The following is a 14,285-nucleotide window of genomic DNA, read 5'->3' as shown; positions in this document are numbered from 1 at the left end:
GTCTTCACCACGAGCCTACTTCTGCGGCCACATCGTGCGGCCGAGAAAGGTCAGCGTGCGGTCCCAAGCCAACTGCGACCAGACCGGATCGAACTGCGTCCTGGCAATACGGCCCGGCCCGAGTGCTGTTTCATTGGCGAACGCATGGTGCGCCAGGTAGTGATGAAACTCCACGTCCACCTTGGCATCGGTCAACTTGGTTTTCAATGCTTCGACCGTTTCGGTGGGAAAGAAAGCGTCTTGCGTGGCCCAGTGTCCCAGCACGGGAACCTTGATCTTCGATGCATCGATGTACTCGAGCGGCGGGAAGCCGTACCACACCACACCGGCCGACACCTCCGGGATATTGCTTAGCGCCAGCAACGTGAGCGCGCCGCCCATGCAAAAGCCGGTCACCGCGACCCGCTCCGAATGCTCTTTCAAATACAGCACGGCGCCACGAACATCCTGACCGGCAGCGTCGCCGAAGTCGAGCGCGCTCAGCAGGTGGTTCGCCTCGGCCTCTTCCACGGTCGATTTCCCGCGGAAAAGATCGGGCACCAACGCCAGATAACCGGATTGCGCGAGCCGGTCCGCCACGCCGCGAATCTGGTCGTTCAAACCCCACCACTCCTGAATCACGACGATGGCGGGCGCACCCTCGAGTTTCTGCGGCTTGGCCAAGTAACCCTGGATGTCCTGCCCGTCAGGGCGGCGAAAGGTGATCACGGATCCTTGCGACTGTGTCATGAGATGGTCCTCGATTAGGCGGAACCGGTAGCATAGCGCCAGCGGCGAAAATACGCCGACGGCCACCACGACTCGTCAAGACTATCCAGCAATGGCCAGTTCTCCTCGACACAAGCACGTGCACGTCTTCATCGATTCTACGAAGCGCTAAATCCCGCGAGCACGGCTGACCTGAGCGAAACTCATTGCGATCGAGCCTCTTGAGGCGGTGCTGCGGCGTTCCTCAAACGCGTCACTGGGTTCTAGCATCGGGCGACTGATCGGCCCGTAAACGTCGGAGCGACGGGCCGCCAAGCATTTCTGGCCAACGCTTCCCGCTATGAGGCCGGGATCCACTGCTGCGGAAACCATCGCGCTGGACGAGGACGAGGACGCGCTCTCGGCTAGAACTCGTCCCCAGGGATCGATGATCATCCCGTTTCCAGGCGAAGATTGATTGTCGCCAGTGTCCGAGCCGTCGCTAAAGACGACGAACATCCCGTTATCGGACGCTCGCGCCATCAGCGACCGGCGCAGCCAGTCTGCTCCGCCAGCGCTCTCTGCGGTCACTGCGCCATGGTCTGCGCGCGGCCGGGATCGCCGCTCCGGGAAAAACCGCTGTAGCGAAGTATCTCCCTGGCCGTCCGAGCCGATCATCCGGTGCGGAGCAACGAGCAAGGTCGCGCCCATCAGCGCCGTCATGCGAACGTTCTCGATCAAATAATTGTCAGCGCCGATGAGAATGCCGATGCGAACGCCCCACTTCGTATCCAGGACGGTGTACTGCTCGCCACACTCGATGCCGGGATGCTCGACGACGTGCAGTTTGCGATGACAACGACGCAACCCGCCCGGAATGCAAACCACATAGCTGTTGAAAAACTTCCCGTCGGGCGCACGCTCGATGAATCCGACGCCCGCAGCTACGCCGGTACGCTCGACTGCATTAGCGACTGCCTCGATCGAACGACCGTCGAGCGGCTCGGCGAGTGTGGCGAGTTCGCGGCGACGAAGGTGCAGGGTATCGCCGTATCCAACCAGGCTGGCTTCGGGAAAGACAACCAGCGAGATCCCTTTGAGCGCGGCATCTGCGAGCCAGGCTGAAACGTTCGCGACGTTTTGAGACGCGTTGCCGCGCAGCGAGATGAGCGGGACCGATGCAACCTGGAATGTGGGAGACGGAGATACGGACATGTCGGGCACCACTTGACTTGAGCAAGGAGTCTATTGGACTGCCCGACCTTCAATAAGTAAAATGAATCATTTGACCTGTTCAATCACTGTCTGGAATGGAACTTAAACTTCTACGCGCCTTCCTTACCGTTACGGAACTCCGCCATTTTGGGCGTGCCGCCGAAGCGCTCAATGTCACCCAACCCGCCCTTAGCAAGCAGATTGCGGCCTTGGAGAGCACCCTTGGTGCGCGGCTTTTTGAACGCGGCAGACACGGCGCTGAACTGACTTCATTCGGTGCGGAGTTCCTTCCCGGCGCGGAAACACTGGTACGCGACGCGGACGAACTCGTCGCACGTGCGCGTGAAGCCAGCAGTGGAAAGCGTGGGTATTTGCGTGTAGGTCTCGGGCTCTCTACCTTGACCTTAGCGCCCCAACTGATCGCCGAATTTCGAAGACTTAATCCGAACGTCAGCGTTTCGCTAAATGATCTTTCTTCGGCCGAGCAAACCCGCCGGCTTCTCGCAGGGAAGCTCGACGTCGGCTTCCTCCGCATGCCGGCTGACAGCGGGTTATCGTGTTTTCCGGTGCTGAGCGAGACGTTGGCGCTTGCTGTGCCTCAGCACGCAAGATGGAAGCGCCTTCCATCAAATCTGAACGAGCTTAACGAACCCGGGTTGATCGCGCTCGCGCGCAGCCGTGGCCCCGGCTTGGCAGCACAGATAGATCACTGGTGTAGTGAGCATGGCTTCGGGCCTCGGGTGATTCAGCAAACCGACGATATTCAGTCCGTTCTTGCCGCTGTCGCAGCAGGCGTGGGCGCTGCATTCTTGCCGTCCGGAGCAAAGTACCTTTTGCGGGACGCCAGGGTTCTGCCCTTGCGCGATGCGGCCGCCCGTTGGCAAGTCGGGCTAGCGTGGCATACGACTCGCGATGACGCGGTAGTGACGCGTTTCATTGAATTCGTCCGCGTGGCGACAATGCGCGCTTCCCGAATCATCAGTTGATTAAAACCGACCCGCGCTGCCAGACCAGTCGGGGCCGATTAACAGGCACCGCCCTAGGCAGTCGATACCTTGTTCCGACCAGTCGCCTTCGCGTTGTACAAGGCTTCGTCGGCAGCTTTGACCACCGTTGTCAAATCGTCGTCGATTTGCGGTTCACGGCTCACCGCGCCAATACTCGCTGTCACGCATCCAAATTCGCTGCCCGCGTGCTCGATCCGGCATGCGCAGATGGCGGAGCGGATCTTTTCAGCGATAAACGAGGCGCCCGCCGCCGACGTATCGGGAAGGACGACAATGAACTCCTCCCCTCCATAGCGTGCGGCGCTGTCGGCCGGACGCCGGATGTTGTCGGCGATGCATCGTGCGACGGCCGCCAGGGTATCGTCGCCGGCCTGATGACCATAAGTGTCGTTGTAGGCCTTGAATCGATCGATATCGACGAACAACAGCGACAGGACATTTTGTGAGCGTTTGGCGCGGCGCCACTCCAGTTCGAGAATCTCTCCCAGACTGCGACGATTATTCAACCCGGTAAGACCGTCGGTTCTCGCCAGCATCTGCAGCTCCGACTCAGCCCGCAAGCGCCGCCGCAACTGTATGCCGAGCATGACGGACAGCGCGATGAACGCCGCGCCGAACATGGCCATCAGCGACCCGATCGTCAAGGCGCGGCGCCGCCATGGCGCGTAGATATCTTCCTCGGACGCAGCCGCCATGATGATCAGCGGAGAACGCGGGAAGTTGGCGAACCAATACAGCCGCCGCACGCCATCGATTGACGCCGTTTCGCTAAAGCTCCCCTCCGGTGCTGACATAAAACGCCGGAAGGTGGCTGCGTTCTTGATGTTTCGTCCGATCACCTTGGGATCGTAGGGCTGCCGCATCAGCATGGCTCCATCTTTTCCGATCAGCGACAGCGATCCATGCGGACCCAGCGACAAACCCGCAAACAAGTCATGGAAATAGGCGATATTCACCGCCAAAAACACGATCCCCGCAAACGATCCATCCCGGTGAGAAAGCCGTCTGCTCAGGCCGATGCTCGGTGTACCGTTGCGCAGGCGAGACAAGTAAGGATCGCTTATATAGAGGCCCGCATTGGGGTTGTCGCGTTGAACCTTGAAATACTCGCGGTCGCTGAAATTCCCGGTTCTCGGCGTATCGCTGCCGGAGTCGATGACGACGTTTCCGAGCTCGTCCATGACCAGCATCGAACCGAGATATTTCGCGCTGGCCGCGCGGTCGAAGAGTACTTCCCGGCGCAAATGCGGCGGCAAGATCATCACGTCCGGTTGTTGAAGCCCATCTACCACGGCTTGCAGCGACAGTTCGTACAGTTCGAGATTGCGCTCGATATCACGCTGGGCAATGACGGCGATATCGCGCAAGGTGTCGCGCGTATGATCCAGCGCATCCTGACGGCTCTGATACAGGACTACGCAGCATAAACCCATCATGATTCCGGCGACGAGCACACCGCACGAAGCGACTGCAACGGACGTCGACAGCCCATGCTTCAAGCGATTCGTGATGCCGGCGCAGCTGGATTGCTCTGCTTTTCTCATTGTAATTGCGGTCTTTTCTGTCTGAGAGGGAGCATCGTTTTCGTCCTTGGCCCCGCCGGATCGGCATCAGTGCACCGAGGGTTTCACGTCCAACTCACGTCTAACCGACGTCCCGCCTGTCTCCATCGAAAACGCTTCGCCGCCGGTTTCACCGCCGGCGTTACCAGCCGCCACCCGCCTTGGGGTTCATTTGCCATGCAGTCATGCACACGCCATTATTGGCGGGCGGGTTTTCAATGGAAAATGTGCGACCTCAACCGCTGTCTCCCGCGATACGCATCATATTCCATCAACCCCATGCCAGGTGTTTTCTGGAAAACCATGTTCATAAGGAGACGTTGATGTTCCAGCGACTATATGAAGTCCATGAAGTGACGCAGGAAACCAAAGCACTCGCGACCGCACGCAAAATAGCAGCAATTGTCGCGGCGCTCGTCCTTCCCACCATTGCACGTTCCGAACTCGCTTACAGCGCTCTGCCCGATGAGCTGGAAGCGAAGCTGGTCGGTTATCTCCAGGGATTTTGCTTGCCGATCTGCACCGCGTGGCAAGTTGATGACGCGGATGTATCGATCGCTGCCACTGGCCTCATCGTCACATTGATGTTTCCTGACAGTCCGGCCTCTCTCAGCGCATCGATCGATGGTTTGATCGCGGGCTCCGAGGCTTTCAGGATCGGCGTGGATGCGGGCCGTCGCGACGGTGAACTGTATCGCACGACCGGACGTAAAGGCACCGCGCTATTGCAGATATTAGCGAACGATTTCCGGGGGTTCTGCGACTACTCAAAAGTTGCGGCCGACGCGCCTGCGTAAGACGGTGTAATAGCTTGCGCTCGTCTTTAGCTGACCGGATCTCGAGCTTATTGAAGCTGGACGCCGCTTCAAATGATCGATGCTGGCCGCGCGTTATCGGTCAGCTTTTCTCGCTGCACTGCGCCTCCCGCAAGAGCGCGGTGCCGCCCTGTTTTCTCCGCGTGTTCTTTCAGGCAGGGTTTGTCTTGATAGCGTTGCGCCCTTTCTTCACGGCATCGATACGCATTAAATGCGACTCCTAATCACGGGCTGTGGCTAAGCAAGGCCTGTACCATTCACTATTGGCCACCGCATGGCGAAGCGAGCCTGTCTTCAGAAGCCGGCTCACGCCTCGATCTTCGTCATCTTCACCATCTGGCTGAACATGAGTTGCGGCGCGATCCGGCTCATGGCCTTCAGCACGTTACTAAGGCCCGGGCGAATCTCCAGCTTGCCCGCTTCAATCTCTGCAATCGCCCGTTGCGCGAGAACCCTTGCATCCATGCCCTTCTGCCCTTTCATCTCCGCCTCGAATTCGCCCCGAAGCAGCGGCGTCTCGACGGCGGGCGGAGCCAGTTCGATCACGGTCACGCACGTGCCGCGGAGTTGCACGCGCAGGGACTGGGTGAACGAGTGAATGGCAGCCTTGGTGGCGCAATAGACCGGCGACGCGGGATAAGGGATGAAAGCGAGGCCGGACGACACATTGACAATAAGCGCGTCTTTGCGCGTCTTGAGATGCGGCAAGAACCGCTGGATCATCCGCACCGGCCCGCTCAGGTTGATCTCGATCTCGCGGGTCACGTCGTTCAGATCGCGCTCCCGGTTGAGATTGAGATTGCGCATGATCCCCGCATTGTTGACGAGCGTATCGAGCGCAGGAAATTGCTCGAGCACACGGTCATGCAATGCATCGATCGCTTCCGGACTTCCGACATCGCTCTGGAACGCGTGGACATCAGGCAGCGCCTGTATGGCGGCGTCGAGCTTGTCTTGATCCCGGCCGGTGACGATCACGGTGTTGTTCCTCTGAAGCAGTTGCTTCGCCAGTTCAAATCCAATGCCACTAGTCCCGCCCGTGATCAAAATGGTCTTTCGTTCGAGCTTCATTGGAGACTCCTTGTCTTGCGTGGTTGTTTGCTGGACCGCGCCGCCGAGTATAGGAGCGTCACTCTCAATGAGAAAGAAGGCACCGAAAAGTGCCATACTCACCGCAAGGAGAGCGTAAAAGATGCAGAAAATCCCTCAGTTCACGGACGAGCAAATTGCGCGGGCAAAGAGGTATGCGGCCAGCACGCCGCCCGATGACCTCGACCCTCGAATCCAGGCTTTAGTGAACGATCTCATCGGCCGCGTTGCCGACAAGTGGACGATGTTGATCATCGAAGTCCTCGCCGAAAAAGGTGTCATGCGCTTTACTCGAATCAGCGAACGAGTCGACGGCATCAGCCAGAAAATGCTCACGCAGACGCTGCGCCACATGGAACGCGATGGCCTGATTACACGGACCGTGCATCCTGTTGTGCCGCCAAAAGTCGAATACGAACTGACGCAGCTCGGCATGAGTCTTGGCGCGGCCTTTTGCGGCGTGTGGGTGTGGGCAGCAGAAAACCTCAGGCAGGTCGAGAAGGCCCGCAACAGCTTCGACGAAAAATCCCAACGCATCGCCTGAAGGCTTACTCCGACGGAGTGAAACCCGGCGCGCAGGGTTTCGCCGCAGCACGCTTATAATCTGGCGCGGCACCGGGCATGCCGGATAAAGGAAAGCGATCCGGCCGATCGTATCGCTGCGTGACAGCGATACCTGGCGGAGTGAAGCGCTATGACAACGACGAGTTTTACGCGTGAAGCCAACCGCTTCTTAACCGAATACGACGGTCAACCCGTCCAGCATCAAACAGAATTAAACAAGCCGGTGCGGTTTTGTTCGCGGCGGCACCTTACATCAACTGAAAGACCGAAAGAGTGATCATGACCATCTCCATCTACAGCGCATCCGTCCCGGTTTTCAAGCAAATGCTGACCGCCTTGTCCGAGGTGCTCAGGAAGGCGGAAACGCACGCCGCCGAGAAGAATATCGACCCGAACGCGCTCCTGCAGGCACGCCTGTTCCCGGACATGTTCCCGCTCGTGCGCCAGGTGCAGATCGCCGCCGACTTCAGCAAGGGCGTGAGCTCCCGCCTCGCCGGCGTGGAAGTGCCGTCGTGGCCCGATACTGAAGTGACGTTTGCCGACCTGCAAGCGCTTATTGCCAAAGCGTTGGCTTACATCGGCACGTTAGACGCCGCGCAATTCGAAGGCGGCGAAAACAAGGAAATCGTGCTGCGTCCGGGCACGCCGAAAGAGAAGAAGCTGATTGGAAGCGCGTATCTGCAACACTACGGCCTGCCGCAATTCTTCTTCCACGTCACGACCGCGTATGCGATCTTGCGCCACAACGGCGTGGAGATCGGCAAGCGCGACTACATGGGCGCTTACTAATCGACGGCACTCGCGGCTGCCTGCGACGGACCGGGTCAAGTCCGTCGCAGGCAGCCGATCAGCAGTCCATCAGCCGCCAATCAACCGGTCAGAAGGTCTGCCATTCCGGATCCTTGACCGGGACCGGCGCAATCCTGCCAGCCGCAGCCGGCCGTTTTGCCGGCTTGGTTTTACTCGCAGGCCGCCTTGTCACCGGAACCGCATCGACGGTCGTGACGGTCTGCCCAACCGGATCGGAAGCACTGATCCTGAAGACCGACACGAGCTCGCGCAAGGTGCCCGATTGAGCCGCCATCGACTGCGCCGCGGCGGACGCTTCTTCAACCAGCGCCGCGTTCTGCTGCGTCACCTCGTCCATCTGCATGACCGCCTGATTGACCTGCTCGATGCCGGTATGCTGCTCACCCGATGCCGCGCTGATCTCGCCCATCAGGTCCGTCACACGCTTGACTGACTGCACCACCTCGCCCATCGTGCGCCCCGCCTCGTCAACGAGCTGCGAGCCGGTTTTCACGCGCTCCACCGAGGCGCCGATCAGGTCCTTGATCTCCTTGGCCGCCGACGCGCTGCGCTGAGCCAGCGTACGCACCTCGCCCGCCACCACCGCGAAGCCGCGGCCTTGCTCGCCGGCGCGTGCCGCTTCAACCGCCGCATTCAGCGCGAGGATATTCGTCTGGAATGCAATGCCTTCGATCACCGTGATGATCTCCGCCACTTGTTCCGAGCTGCTCGAAATTTCGCTCATGGTCCGGACCACGCGATTGACGACCTCGCCTCCGCGCACGGCCGTCTCGGACGCGTTCACCGCAAGCGAATTCCCCTGCAGCGCATTCTCTGCGTTCTGCTTCACCGTCGCGGTGAGTTGCTCCATGCTCGCGGCGGTTTCTTCCAGCGATGCAGCCTGCTCTTCGGTACGCTGGCTGAGATCGGTATTACCTGCTGCAATCTGCGCTGAACCGGTGGCGATGCTGTCGCTGCTGGTGCGGACCCGGCCCACCACGTCGACCAGCCGTTCGTTCATATGACGCATGGCGGCCAACAGCTGACTGGCTTCGTCCTTGCCCGAGACTTCGATCTTCGCGGTCAGGTCACCGCGAGCGACGGTCTCTGCAATCACAACAGCGCGCCGGATCGGAGCGGTAATGGAGCGCGTGACCAGCCAGCCGATCGCTACGCCCGCGAGCATCGCGATGGCGATCAGTACGCCTGTGCTGAGCATGGCGCTGTCATAAGTCGACGCGGCGTGTTCGACTTCCTTAACGGCACCGCTGCGGTTGAGTTCGATATCCGTTTCGATCAGCTTGAGCACGTCGCCAAACGCGGAGGCGGCGTCACCGCTCGAGAGCGCACGGGCGTCGTTGAATCCGGCATCGCCTTTGTCGGACAGGTCGAGAACCTTCGTGTCGATGGCCGCGTAGCGCGCCCACGCGCGCTTGATGTTGTCGAAGATTTGCTGCTCTTCCGGCGAGGACACCAGCTTCTCGTAGCCGGCAAAAACCGCATCAAGCTTGACGACGAACGCGTCGTGCGCCGCCCGTTGTTCCTGCTTGTCCTTCGCGTCGACAGCGAGGATTGAGCGCAATGACGTGCGGCGCACATTGTTGGCATACGCCTGCATGCTGCCGGCTGCCTGAACGCTAGGGAGCCAGTCGTCGCCCAGCTCGCGCGTGCCTGCGTAGATGCGTGACGCTTGCCAGAGCGTCAGCACGCCGACCGTGCACAACAACACCAGAATTGCTGCAAAACCCGCTCCGAGCCGGGTGCCTATTTTGAAGTTGCTCAGATTCATCTCAATGCTCTCCTGTGTAATCAACGATGAACACAATTACGGAGCAATAACGAGTTCCTGAAACAAGCTTTCAGTTTTGAAGGCGACCGAGGGAAGTGTAAAGATGAGGCTCTTTTTCTAAGTTATTGAATTTAATATGTAATAGTTGTATGGATGATCGTCGCACGTCTGCGGGATTCTTTAGGCTTCAGTAAAAATAACGTGTTTGAGATGGAAAATCGGTAAAAAATGGAACATTCCCGCCCGCGAGTAAGCGGTTCTGAGTACTTTTCCCCTTTATCGATCGCCGCGCAAAATAATTCGATATTCCTTACATCGGAGAAATATTTGTATCGTTTGGAGACCGATAACTCGCGCCTTGTTGTGACCGAACGACAATTTCTAGCCAAATGCACACGTACCCGGTATCGATCGCTCATGATTCGGCTGCATCGGGTGCCGATCGCGCAAACAACTGCGCGCACAGTTCCCGCCCAGCCTCGCTCAGCGAGGCTGTGGGCGTGCCGGTAGCGCTTTCGTCGCTGGCGGTGGGGCCGAGCAACGCCGCGTCGGACAGTGCGGTGAGGTGACGTCTCAGGCTGCTCATCGGCACGCCCGATTGCTTCGATAACTTCGCGAGCGACCACGCCCGCCCGGGTGTCTCCTGCGCGGCCCGCCATAACTGGGCGAGGATCGCGATCAGCGCCGGGTCGATTTCATCGTCCATGCTTTTAGTCCCTTTTTTAGTCCCTGTTTTTCCCACGCTCCATGCCCGCGACCAGTTCGCCGAGCGTCTTCAACGCTGCTTCTGTCTGCGCGCTCCACGGATAACTGTAGTTGAGCCGGATGAAATGGCGGAAGGCATCGCGCGATGAAAACATGGTGCCCGGCCCGATCGTAATCCCGCGTTCGAGCGCGACCTGGTAGAGCAACATCGAATCGACGTTATCGGGCAACTGGACCCACAGCACGTAACCGCCCATCGGCGCGGACATTTGCGTGCCGTCGGGAAAGAAGCGCTTGACCATTGCGATCATGAGCCGCGCCTGCTGCCGGTACACCTTGCGCACATGCCGCAGATGCCGGTCGTAACCGCCCCGCCGAAGATAGTCGGCCACCGCGATTTGCGGCACCGACGGCGTGGTCAGCGTGTTCAGGAACTTGAGTTTCTCCACCTCGCGCCGGTAGCGCCCGGGCATCGCCCAGCCGATCCGGTAGGACGCCGTCAGGCTCTTCGAAAACGACGCGCAGTGCAGCACCAGCCCCTTTTTATCGAAGTTCTTAAGCGCGGACGGCCGTGCTTCGCCGTAATACAACTCCTGGTACACATCGTTTTCGATGACCGGGATTTCATGCGCGGCGAGCAGGTCGACAAGCCGTTCCTTGTTCGCGTCGGACATCACGAAACCCAGGGGATTCTGGAAGTTCGGCATGACCATGCACGCCGCGATCCTGTGTTCGCGAATGATCGTCGCGAGCGCGTCGATGTCGATACCTTCGGCCGGATGTGTCGGCACTTCGATCGCCCGCATGCCGAGCCGCTCGATGGCGTGGAGCATTGCGTAATAGGTTGGCGATTCGACCGCGACCGTATCGCCCGGTTTCGCCACGGCCTGCAGGCTCAGGTTGATGGCCTCGGTGGCACCGACAGTAATAACGATCTCATCGGGATCGACGGGCACGCCGTTCTCCGCGTAACGCCGCGCGATCTGGCGGATCAGCTCGGGGTTGCCGGGCGGCAAGTCGTCCATCAGGTTCCAGCTCGAATGCCGGCGCGCGGTGGCGTTTGCCAGTTGATTGATTTGACGCCACGGGAACAGCGATGGATCGGGATAAGGGGAACCCAAAGGCGTGGCGTCCTGCGAACGGATCGAGCGAAGCGTGGACAGGACGAGGCGGCTGACGTCGACTGTCGACGCGACCGGAGGCGGTTGCGAGGCCACCGGACTGACCGCGTGTGCAGAAGGCAGTTCGCGCACGAAGTAGCCCGACTGCGGCCGGGTTTCCAGCACACCCCTGCTTTCCAGCAACGCATACGCATGCAGGACCGTCTTGATGCTGACCTCGTGCTGGGCGCTTGCCTGACGCACCGACGGCACGCGTTCACCCACGGCAAACACACCGCGACGCACGGCTTCCTCGATCTCGGCGGCTAATTTTTCGTAGAGCGTCACGATGGGTGGATGACTAAAAAGGGGCGAAACAACGGGTTCGATCCGGGCGAGCCGACAACTGTACTCCTCGTGTATCTATTTTTCTGTATACCGCGGAATCTTTGGAACACAGTAGCCTACGATCATTGGTGAAAACCCTAATTAATCTGCGGCAGGCATTGTGAAAAAAAACGAACCTCGCATTGAGCCGTACACGCACCCCGCCGCAGGCTGGGGCGCGCTGAAATACGTCGCCATCAACCTGCTCAAGGAGAAAGTGTCGGGCGCGAACTACCGCTCGTTGCTTGGCCAGAACCAGCCGGACGGCTTCGATTGCCCTGGATGCGCGTGGCCGGATCGCGAGCATGCATCCACCTTCGAGTTCTGCGAAAACGGCGTCAAGGCCGTGGCCGCCGAGTCCACCAGCAAGCGCGTTACGCCCGCGTTTTTCGAAGAACATACCGTCGCTCAATTGATGGAGGAATCGGACTTCGAGCTTGAACAGCATGGCCGTCTGACCGATCCGCTCGTCTACGACACCGCCCGTGACCGCTACGTGCCCATTGCGTGGGATGACGCGTTCGCGCTGATTGCAGACCACCTGAACCGGCTCGACAACCCCGATCGCGCCGCGTTCTACACCTCGGGCCGCGCGAGCAACGAAGCCGCGTTTCTGTACCAGTTGTTCGTGCGCATGTACGGCACCAACAACTTCCCCGACTGCTCGAACATGTGCCACGAAGCCACGAGCCGGGGTTTGCCGGGAACCGTGGGCGTGGGCAAGGGAACCGTCACGCTCGAGGATTTCGAACACGCGGATACCCTCCTGCTCTTCGGCCAGAATCCCGCGACGAACCATCCGCGGATGCTCGGAGAACTGCGCGAGTGCGCGAAACGCGGCGCCACGATCGTCTCGATCAACCCGCTGCGTGAACGCGGTCTGGAACGGTTCGCGAGCCCGCAGCATCCGGTTGAAATGCTCACCGGCGGCAGCACGAAAATCAGTTCGGTGTTTATCCGGCCGAAGATCGGCGGGGATTTTGCGTTGATCAAGGGCGTGGCGAAACGCGTGATCGAACTGGACGATGCGGCTTTGGAACAAGGTGCGCCGCGCGTGCTCGATGGGGAGTTCATCGCTGAGCATACGGTGGGTTTCGACGCCTTCGCCGAGGATCTGCGCGCCGAAAGCTGGGACGCGATCGTCGCTGAATCGGGCGTGCCGAAAGACGAAGTGCTGCAACTCGCCGATATCTACGCCCGAGGCCGTGCCGTGATCTCGACGTGGGGCATGGGCCTCACGCAGCACAAGAACTCGGTGCCGACGGTACAACTGCTGTCGAACCTGATGATGATGCGCGGGAACATCGGCCGGCTTGGCGCGGGACTATGCCCGGTGCGCGGGCATTCGAACGTGCAGGGCGACCGTACGGTGGGCATAGAAGAGCGGCCGACACAGGCGTTCCTCGACCAGCTCGGCGCCGTCTACAACTTCGAGCCGCCGCGCGAACACGGGTACGACGTCGTGCGTTCGATCGAGGCGATGATCGCTGGCGAGTTGAAAGTGTTCATTGGACTGGGCGGCAATTTCTCGATTGCGACACCCGATACGCCACGTGTGTGGGAAGCCATGCGCTCGTGCGACCTGACCGTGCATATCACGACCAAGCTGAACCGCAGCCATCTGATTCATGGTCGCGACGCGTTAATCCTGCCCACGCTTGGGCGTACTGAAATCGATATGCAGAACGGCGTGGCGCAAGGCGTGAGCGTGGAAGATTCCATGAGCATGGTGCACATTTCGTACGGCATGAACCGCCCTGCTTCGCCGAACTTGTTGTCGGAGATCGCGATCGTCGCGCGCATGGCGCAGGCCACGCTTGGCAGCGCGAAGGTCGACTGGCTTGCGCATGCGAACGACTATGCGTTGATCCGCGACGGTATCGAGAAAGTGATCCCCGGCTTCCAGGATTACAACGAACGGCTCAAGCGTCCGGGCGGGTTTCATCTGGGCGTGGCGTCCCGCGACCGTGTGTGGAATACGCCTAGTGGCAAGGCGCAGTTCCTGGTGCACAGGATCGAATTCGATACCCCGATTCATCGTGCCCGGACCGTTCATGGCGAGCGTTTGCTGACGCTCATGACTACCCGCTCCCATGATCAGTACAACACGACGATTTATGGTCTGGACGACCGTTATCGCGGGGTGTATGGCCAACGGCGTGTGTTGTTCGTCAATCAGTTGGACATCGAGATGCTGGGTTTCGAAGCGGGACAACGCGTGGATATTACGAGCGTATGGGACGACGGCGTCGAGCGGCGTGCTGAGGGATTCCTGCTGGTCGCTTATGACATTCCGCGTGGTTGTCTGGGGGCGTATTATCCGGAAACTAATCCGCTCGTGCCGTTGTCGAGTGTTGCTGATGGTGCGGGGACGCCTACGTCGAAGTCTATTCCGGTGTTGTTGCGGGCTTCTGAGAAGCAGCTGGAAGCGGCTTGAGATGTGGTTTTTCGCTCGCGCCGGTGGACGGGGTTTGGTTTTTTGGTCTGCTGGCGCGGGTGGGCGGAGGCGGTGCTGGGTTGGTGCTGCTTAGGCCTGCGGTCGGTTTAAGTTAGTTATTCTATTTATCACTATTAGC

General features: G+C 59.7%; 12 protein-coding genes. 5 read left to right on the top strand and 7 right to left on the bottom strand.

From position 1 onward, the window contains the following. Positions 1-15: 15 nt before the first annotated feature. Entirely contained in the window at positions 16-729 is a 714-nt protein-coding gene (locus M0D69_RS32725; RefSeq protein WP_301785985.1) for a dienelactone hydrolase family protein, read from the bottom strand. A gap of 147 nt (positions 730-876) precedes the next feature. Further along, positions 877-1,902: a nitrilase-related carbon-nitrogen hydrolase gene (locus M0D69_RS32720; RefSeq protein WP_301785984.1), complete on the bottom strand. Its 1,026-nt coding sequence runs from the start codon at positions 1,900-1,902 to the stop codon at positions 877-879. 95 nt (positions 1,903-1,997) lie between these two features. Here M0D69_RS32720 and M0D69_RS32715 point away from each other — a divergent pair, with 95 nt between their 5' ends. After that, positions 1,998-2,888 (top strand): LysR family transcriptional regulator, encoded by an 891-nt coding sequence (locus tag M0D69_RS32715; RefSeq protein ID WP_301785983.1) that lies wholly within the window; start codon positions 1,998-2,000, stop codon positions 2,886-2,888. Between the two features lie 53 nt (positions 2,889-2,941). Here the strand turns inward: M0D69_RS32715 and M0D69_RS32710 are convergent, their stop codons facing one another. Next, positions 2,942-4,453 (bottom strand): sensor domain-containing diguanylate cyclase, encoded by a 1,512-nt coding sequence (locus M0D69_RS32710; protein ID WP_301785982.1) that lies wholly within the window; start codon positions 4,451-4,453, stop codon positions 2,942-2,944. 341 nt (positions 4,454-4,794) lie between these two features. On the opposite strand from M0D69_RS32710, the gene M0D69_RS32705 reads away from it, so the two are divergent. Next, complete coding sequence (locus tag M0D69_RS32705) at positions 4,795-5,268, top strand: hypothetical protein (protein ID WP_301785981.1); 474 nt, start codon at positions 4,795-4,797, stop codon at positions 5,266-5,268. A gap of 324 nt (positions 5,269-5,592) precedes the next feature. On the opposite strand, the gene M0D69_RS32700 is transcribed toward M0D69_RS32705, so the two are convergent. Then, positions 5,593-6,357 (bottom strand): SDR family oxidoreductase, encoded by a 765-nt coding sequence (locus M0D69_RS32700; RefSeq protein WP_301785980.1) that lies wholly within the window; start codon positions 6,355-6,357, stop codon positions 5,593-5,595. Between the two features lie 121 nt (positions 6,358-6,478). On the opposite strand from M0D69_RS32700, the gene M0D69_RS32695 reads away from it, so the two are divergent. Both M0D69_RS32695 and M0D69_RS32690 read left to right on the top strand, forming a co-directional pair. Continuing rightward, positions 6,479-6,919 (top strand): helix-turn-helix domain-containing protein, encoded by a 441-nt coding sequence (locus M0D69_RS32695; protein ID WP_301785979.1) that lies wholly within the window; start codon positions 6,479-6,481, stop codon positions 6,917-6,919. Positions 6,920-7,218: 299 nt separating this feature from the next. Further along, positions 7,219-7,728 carry a DUF1993 family protein gene (locus tag M0D69_RS32690; protein WP_301785978.1) on the top strand — a complete coding sequence of 170 codons (510 nt, stop codon included), beginning with the start codon at positions 7,219-7,221 and terminating at the stop codon, positions 7,726-7,728. 88 nt (positions 7,729-7,816) lie between these two features. On the opposite strand, the gene M0D69_RS32685 is transcribed toward M0D69_RS32690, so the two are convergent. The 3 genes from M0D69_RS32685 to M0D69_RS32675 all read right to left on the bottom strand — a co-directional run bounded on the left by M0D69_RS32685 (position 7,817) and on the right by M0D69_RS32675 (position 11,670). Beyond that, positions 7,817-9,517: a methyl-accepting chemotaxis protein gene (locus tag M0D69_RS32685; protein WP_301785977.1), complete on the bottom strand. Its 1,701-nt coding sequence runs from the start codon at positions 9,515-9,517 to the stop codon at positions 7,817-7,819. A 415-nt stretch (positions 9,518-9,932) separates the two neighbouring features. Beyond that, positions 9,933-10,223, bottom strand: a complete 291-nt coding sequence (locus tag M0D69_RS32680; protein ID WP_301785976.1) for an ArsR family transcriptional regulator — start codon at positions 10,221-10,223, stop codon at positions 9,933-9,935. A gap of 16 nt (positions 10,224-10,239) precedes the next feature. Beyond that, entirely contained in the window at positions 10,240-11,670 is a 1,431-nt protein-coding gene (locus M0D69_RS32675) for a PLP-dependent aminotransferase family protein (protein ID WP_301785975.1), read from the bottom strand. A 160-nt stretch (positions 11,671-11,830) separates the two neighbouring features. Here M0D69_RS32675 and M0D69_RS32670 point away from each other — a divergent pair, with 160 nt between their 5' ends. Continuing rightward, the gene (locus tag M0D69_RS32670; RefSeq protein WP_301785974.1) at positions 11,831-14,146 is read left to right on the top strand and encodes an FdhF/YdeP family oxidoreductase; all 2,316 of its coding nucleotides are present in this window, start codon (positions 11,831-11,833) and stop codon (positions 14,144-14,146) included. Positions 14,147-14,285: the final 139 nt, after the last annotated feature.

Source organism: Caballeronia sp. SEWSISQ10-4 2 (assembly GCF_030464885.1).
Classification (GTDB): Bacteria; Pseudomonadota; Gammaproteobacteria; order Burkholderiales; family Burkholderiaceae; genus Caballeronia.
Note: the sequence above shows the minus strand (reverse complement) of the source record. Positions and strands in the feature narration are given on the sequence as shown.

Coding starts and splice junctions, on each gene's coding strand:
- M0D69_RS32725 (WP_301785985.1), bottom strand. CDS start 729: ATGACACAGTCGCAAGGATCCGTGATCACCTTTCGCCGCCCTGACGGG.
- M0D69_RS32720 (WP_301785984.1), bottom strand. CDS start 1,902: ATGTCCGTATCTCCGTCTCCCACATTCCAGGTTGCATCGGTCCCGCTC.
- M0D69_RS32715 (WP_301785983.1), top strand. CDS start 1,998: ATGGAACTTAAACTTCTACGCGCCTTCCTTACCGTTACGGAACTCCGC.
- M0D69_RS32710 (WP_301785982.1), bottom strand. CDS start 4,453: ATGAGAAAAGCAGAGCAATCCAGCTGCGCCGGCATCACGAATCGCTTG.
- M0D69_RS32705 (WP_301785981.1), top strand. CDS start 4,795: ATGTTCCAGCGACTATATGAAGTCCATGAAGTGACGCAGGAAACCAAA.
- M0D69_RS32700 (WP_301785980.1), bottom strand. CDS start 6,357: ATGAAGCTCGAACGAAAGACCATTTTGATCACGGGCGGGACTAGTGGC.
- M0D69_RS32695 (WP_301785979.1), top strand. CDS start 6,479: ATGCAGAAAATCCCTCAGTTCACGGACGAGCAAATTGCGCGGGCAAAG.
- M0D69_RS32690 (WP_301785978.1), top strand. CDS start 7,219: ATGACCATCTCCATCTACAGCGCATCCGTCCCGGTTTTCAAGCAAATG.
- M0D69_RS32685 (WP_301785977.1), bottom strand. CDS start 9,517: ATGAATCTGAGCAACTTCAAAATAGGCACCCGGCTCGGAGCGGGTTTT.
- M0D69_RS32680 (WP_301785976.1), bottom strand. CDS start 10,223: ATGGACGATGAAATCGACCCGGCGCTGATCGCGATCCTCGCCCAGTTA.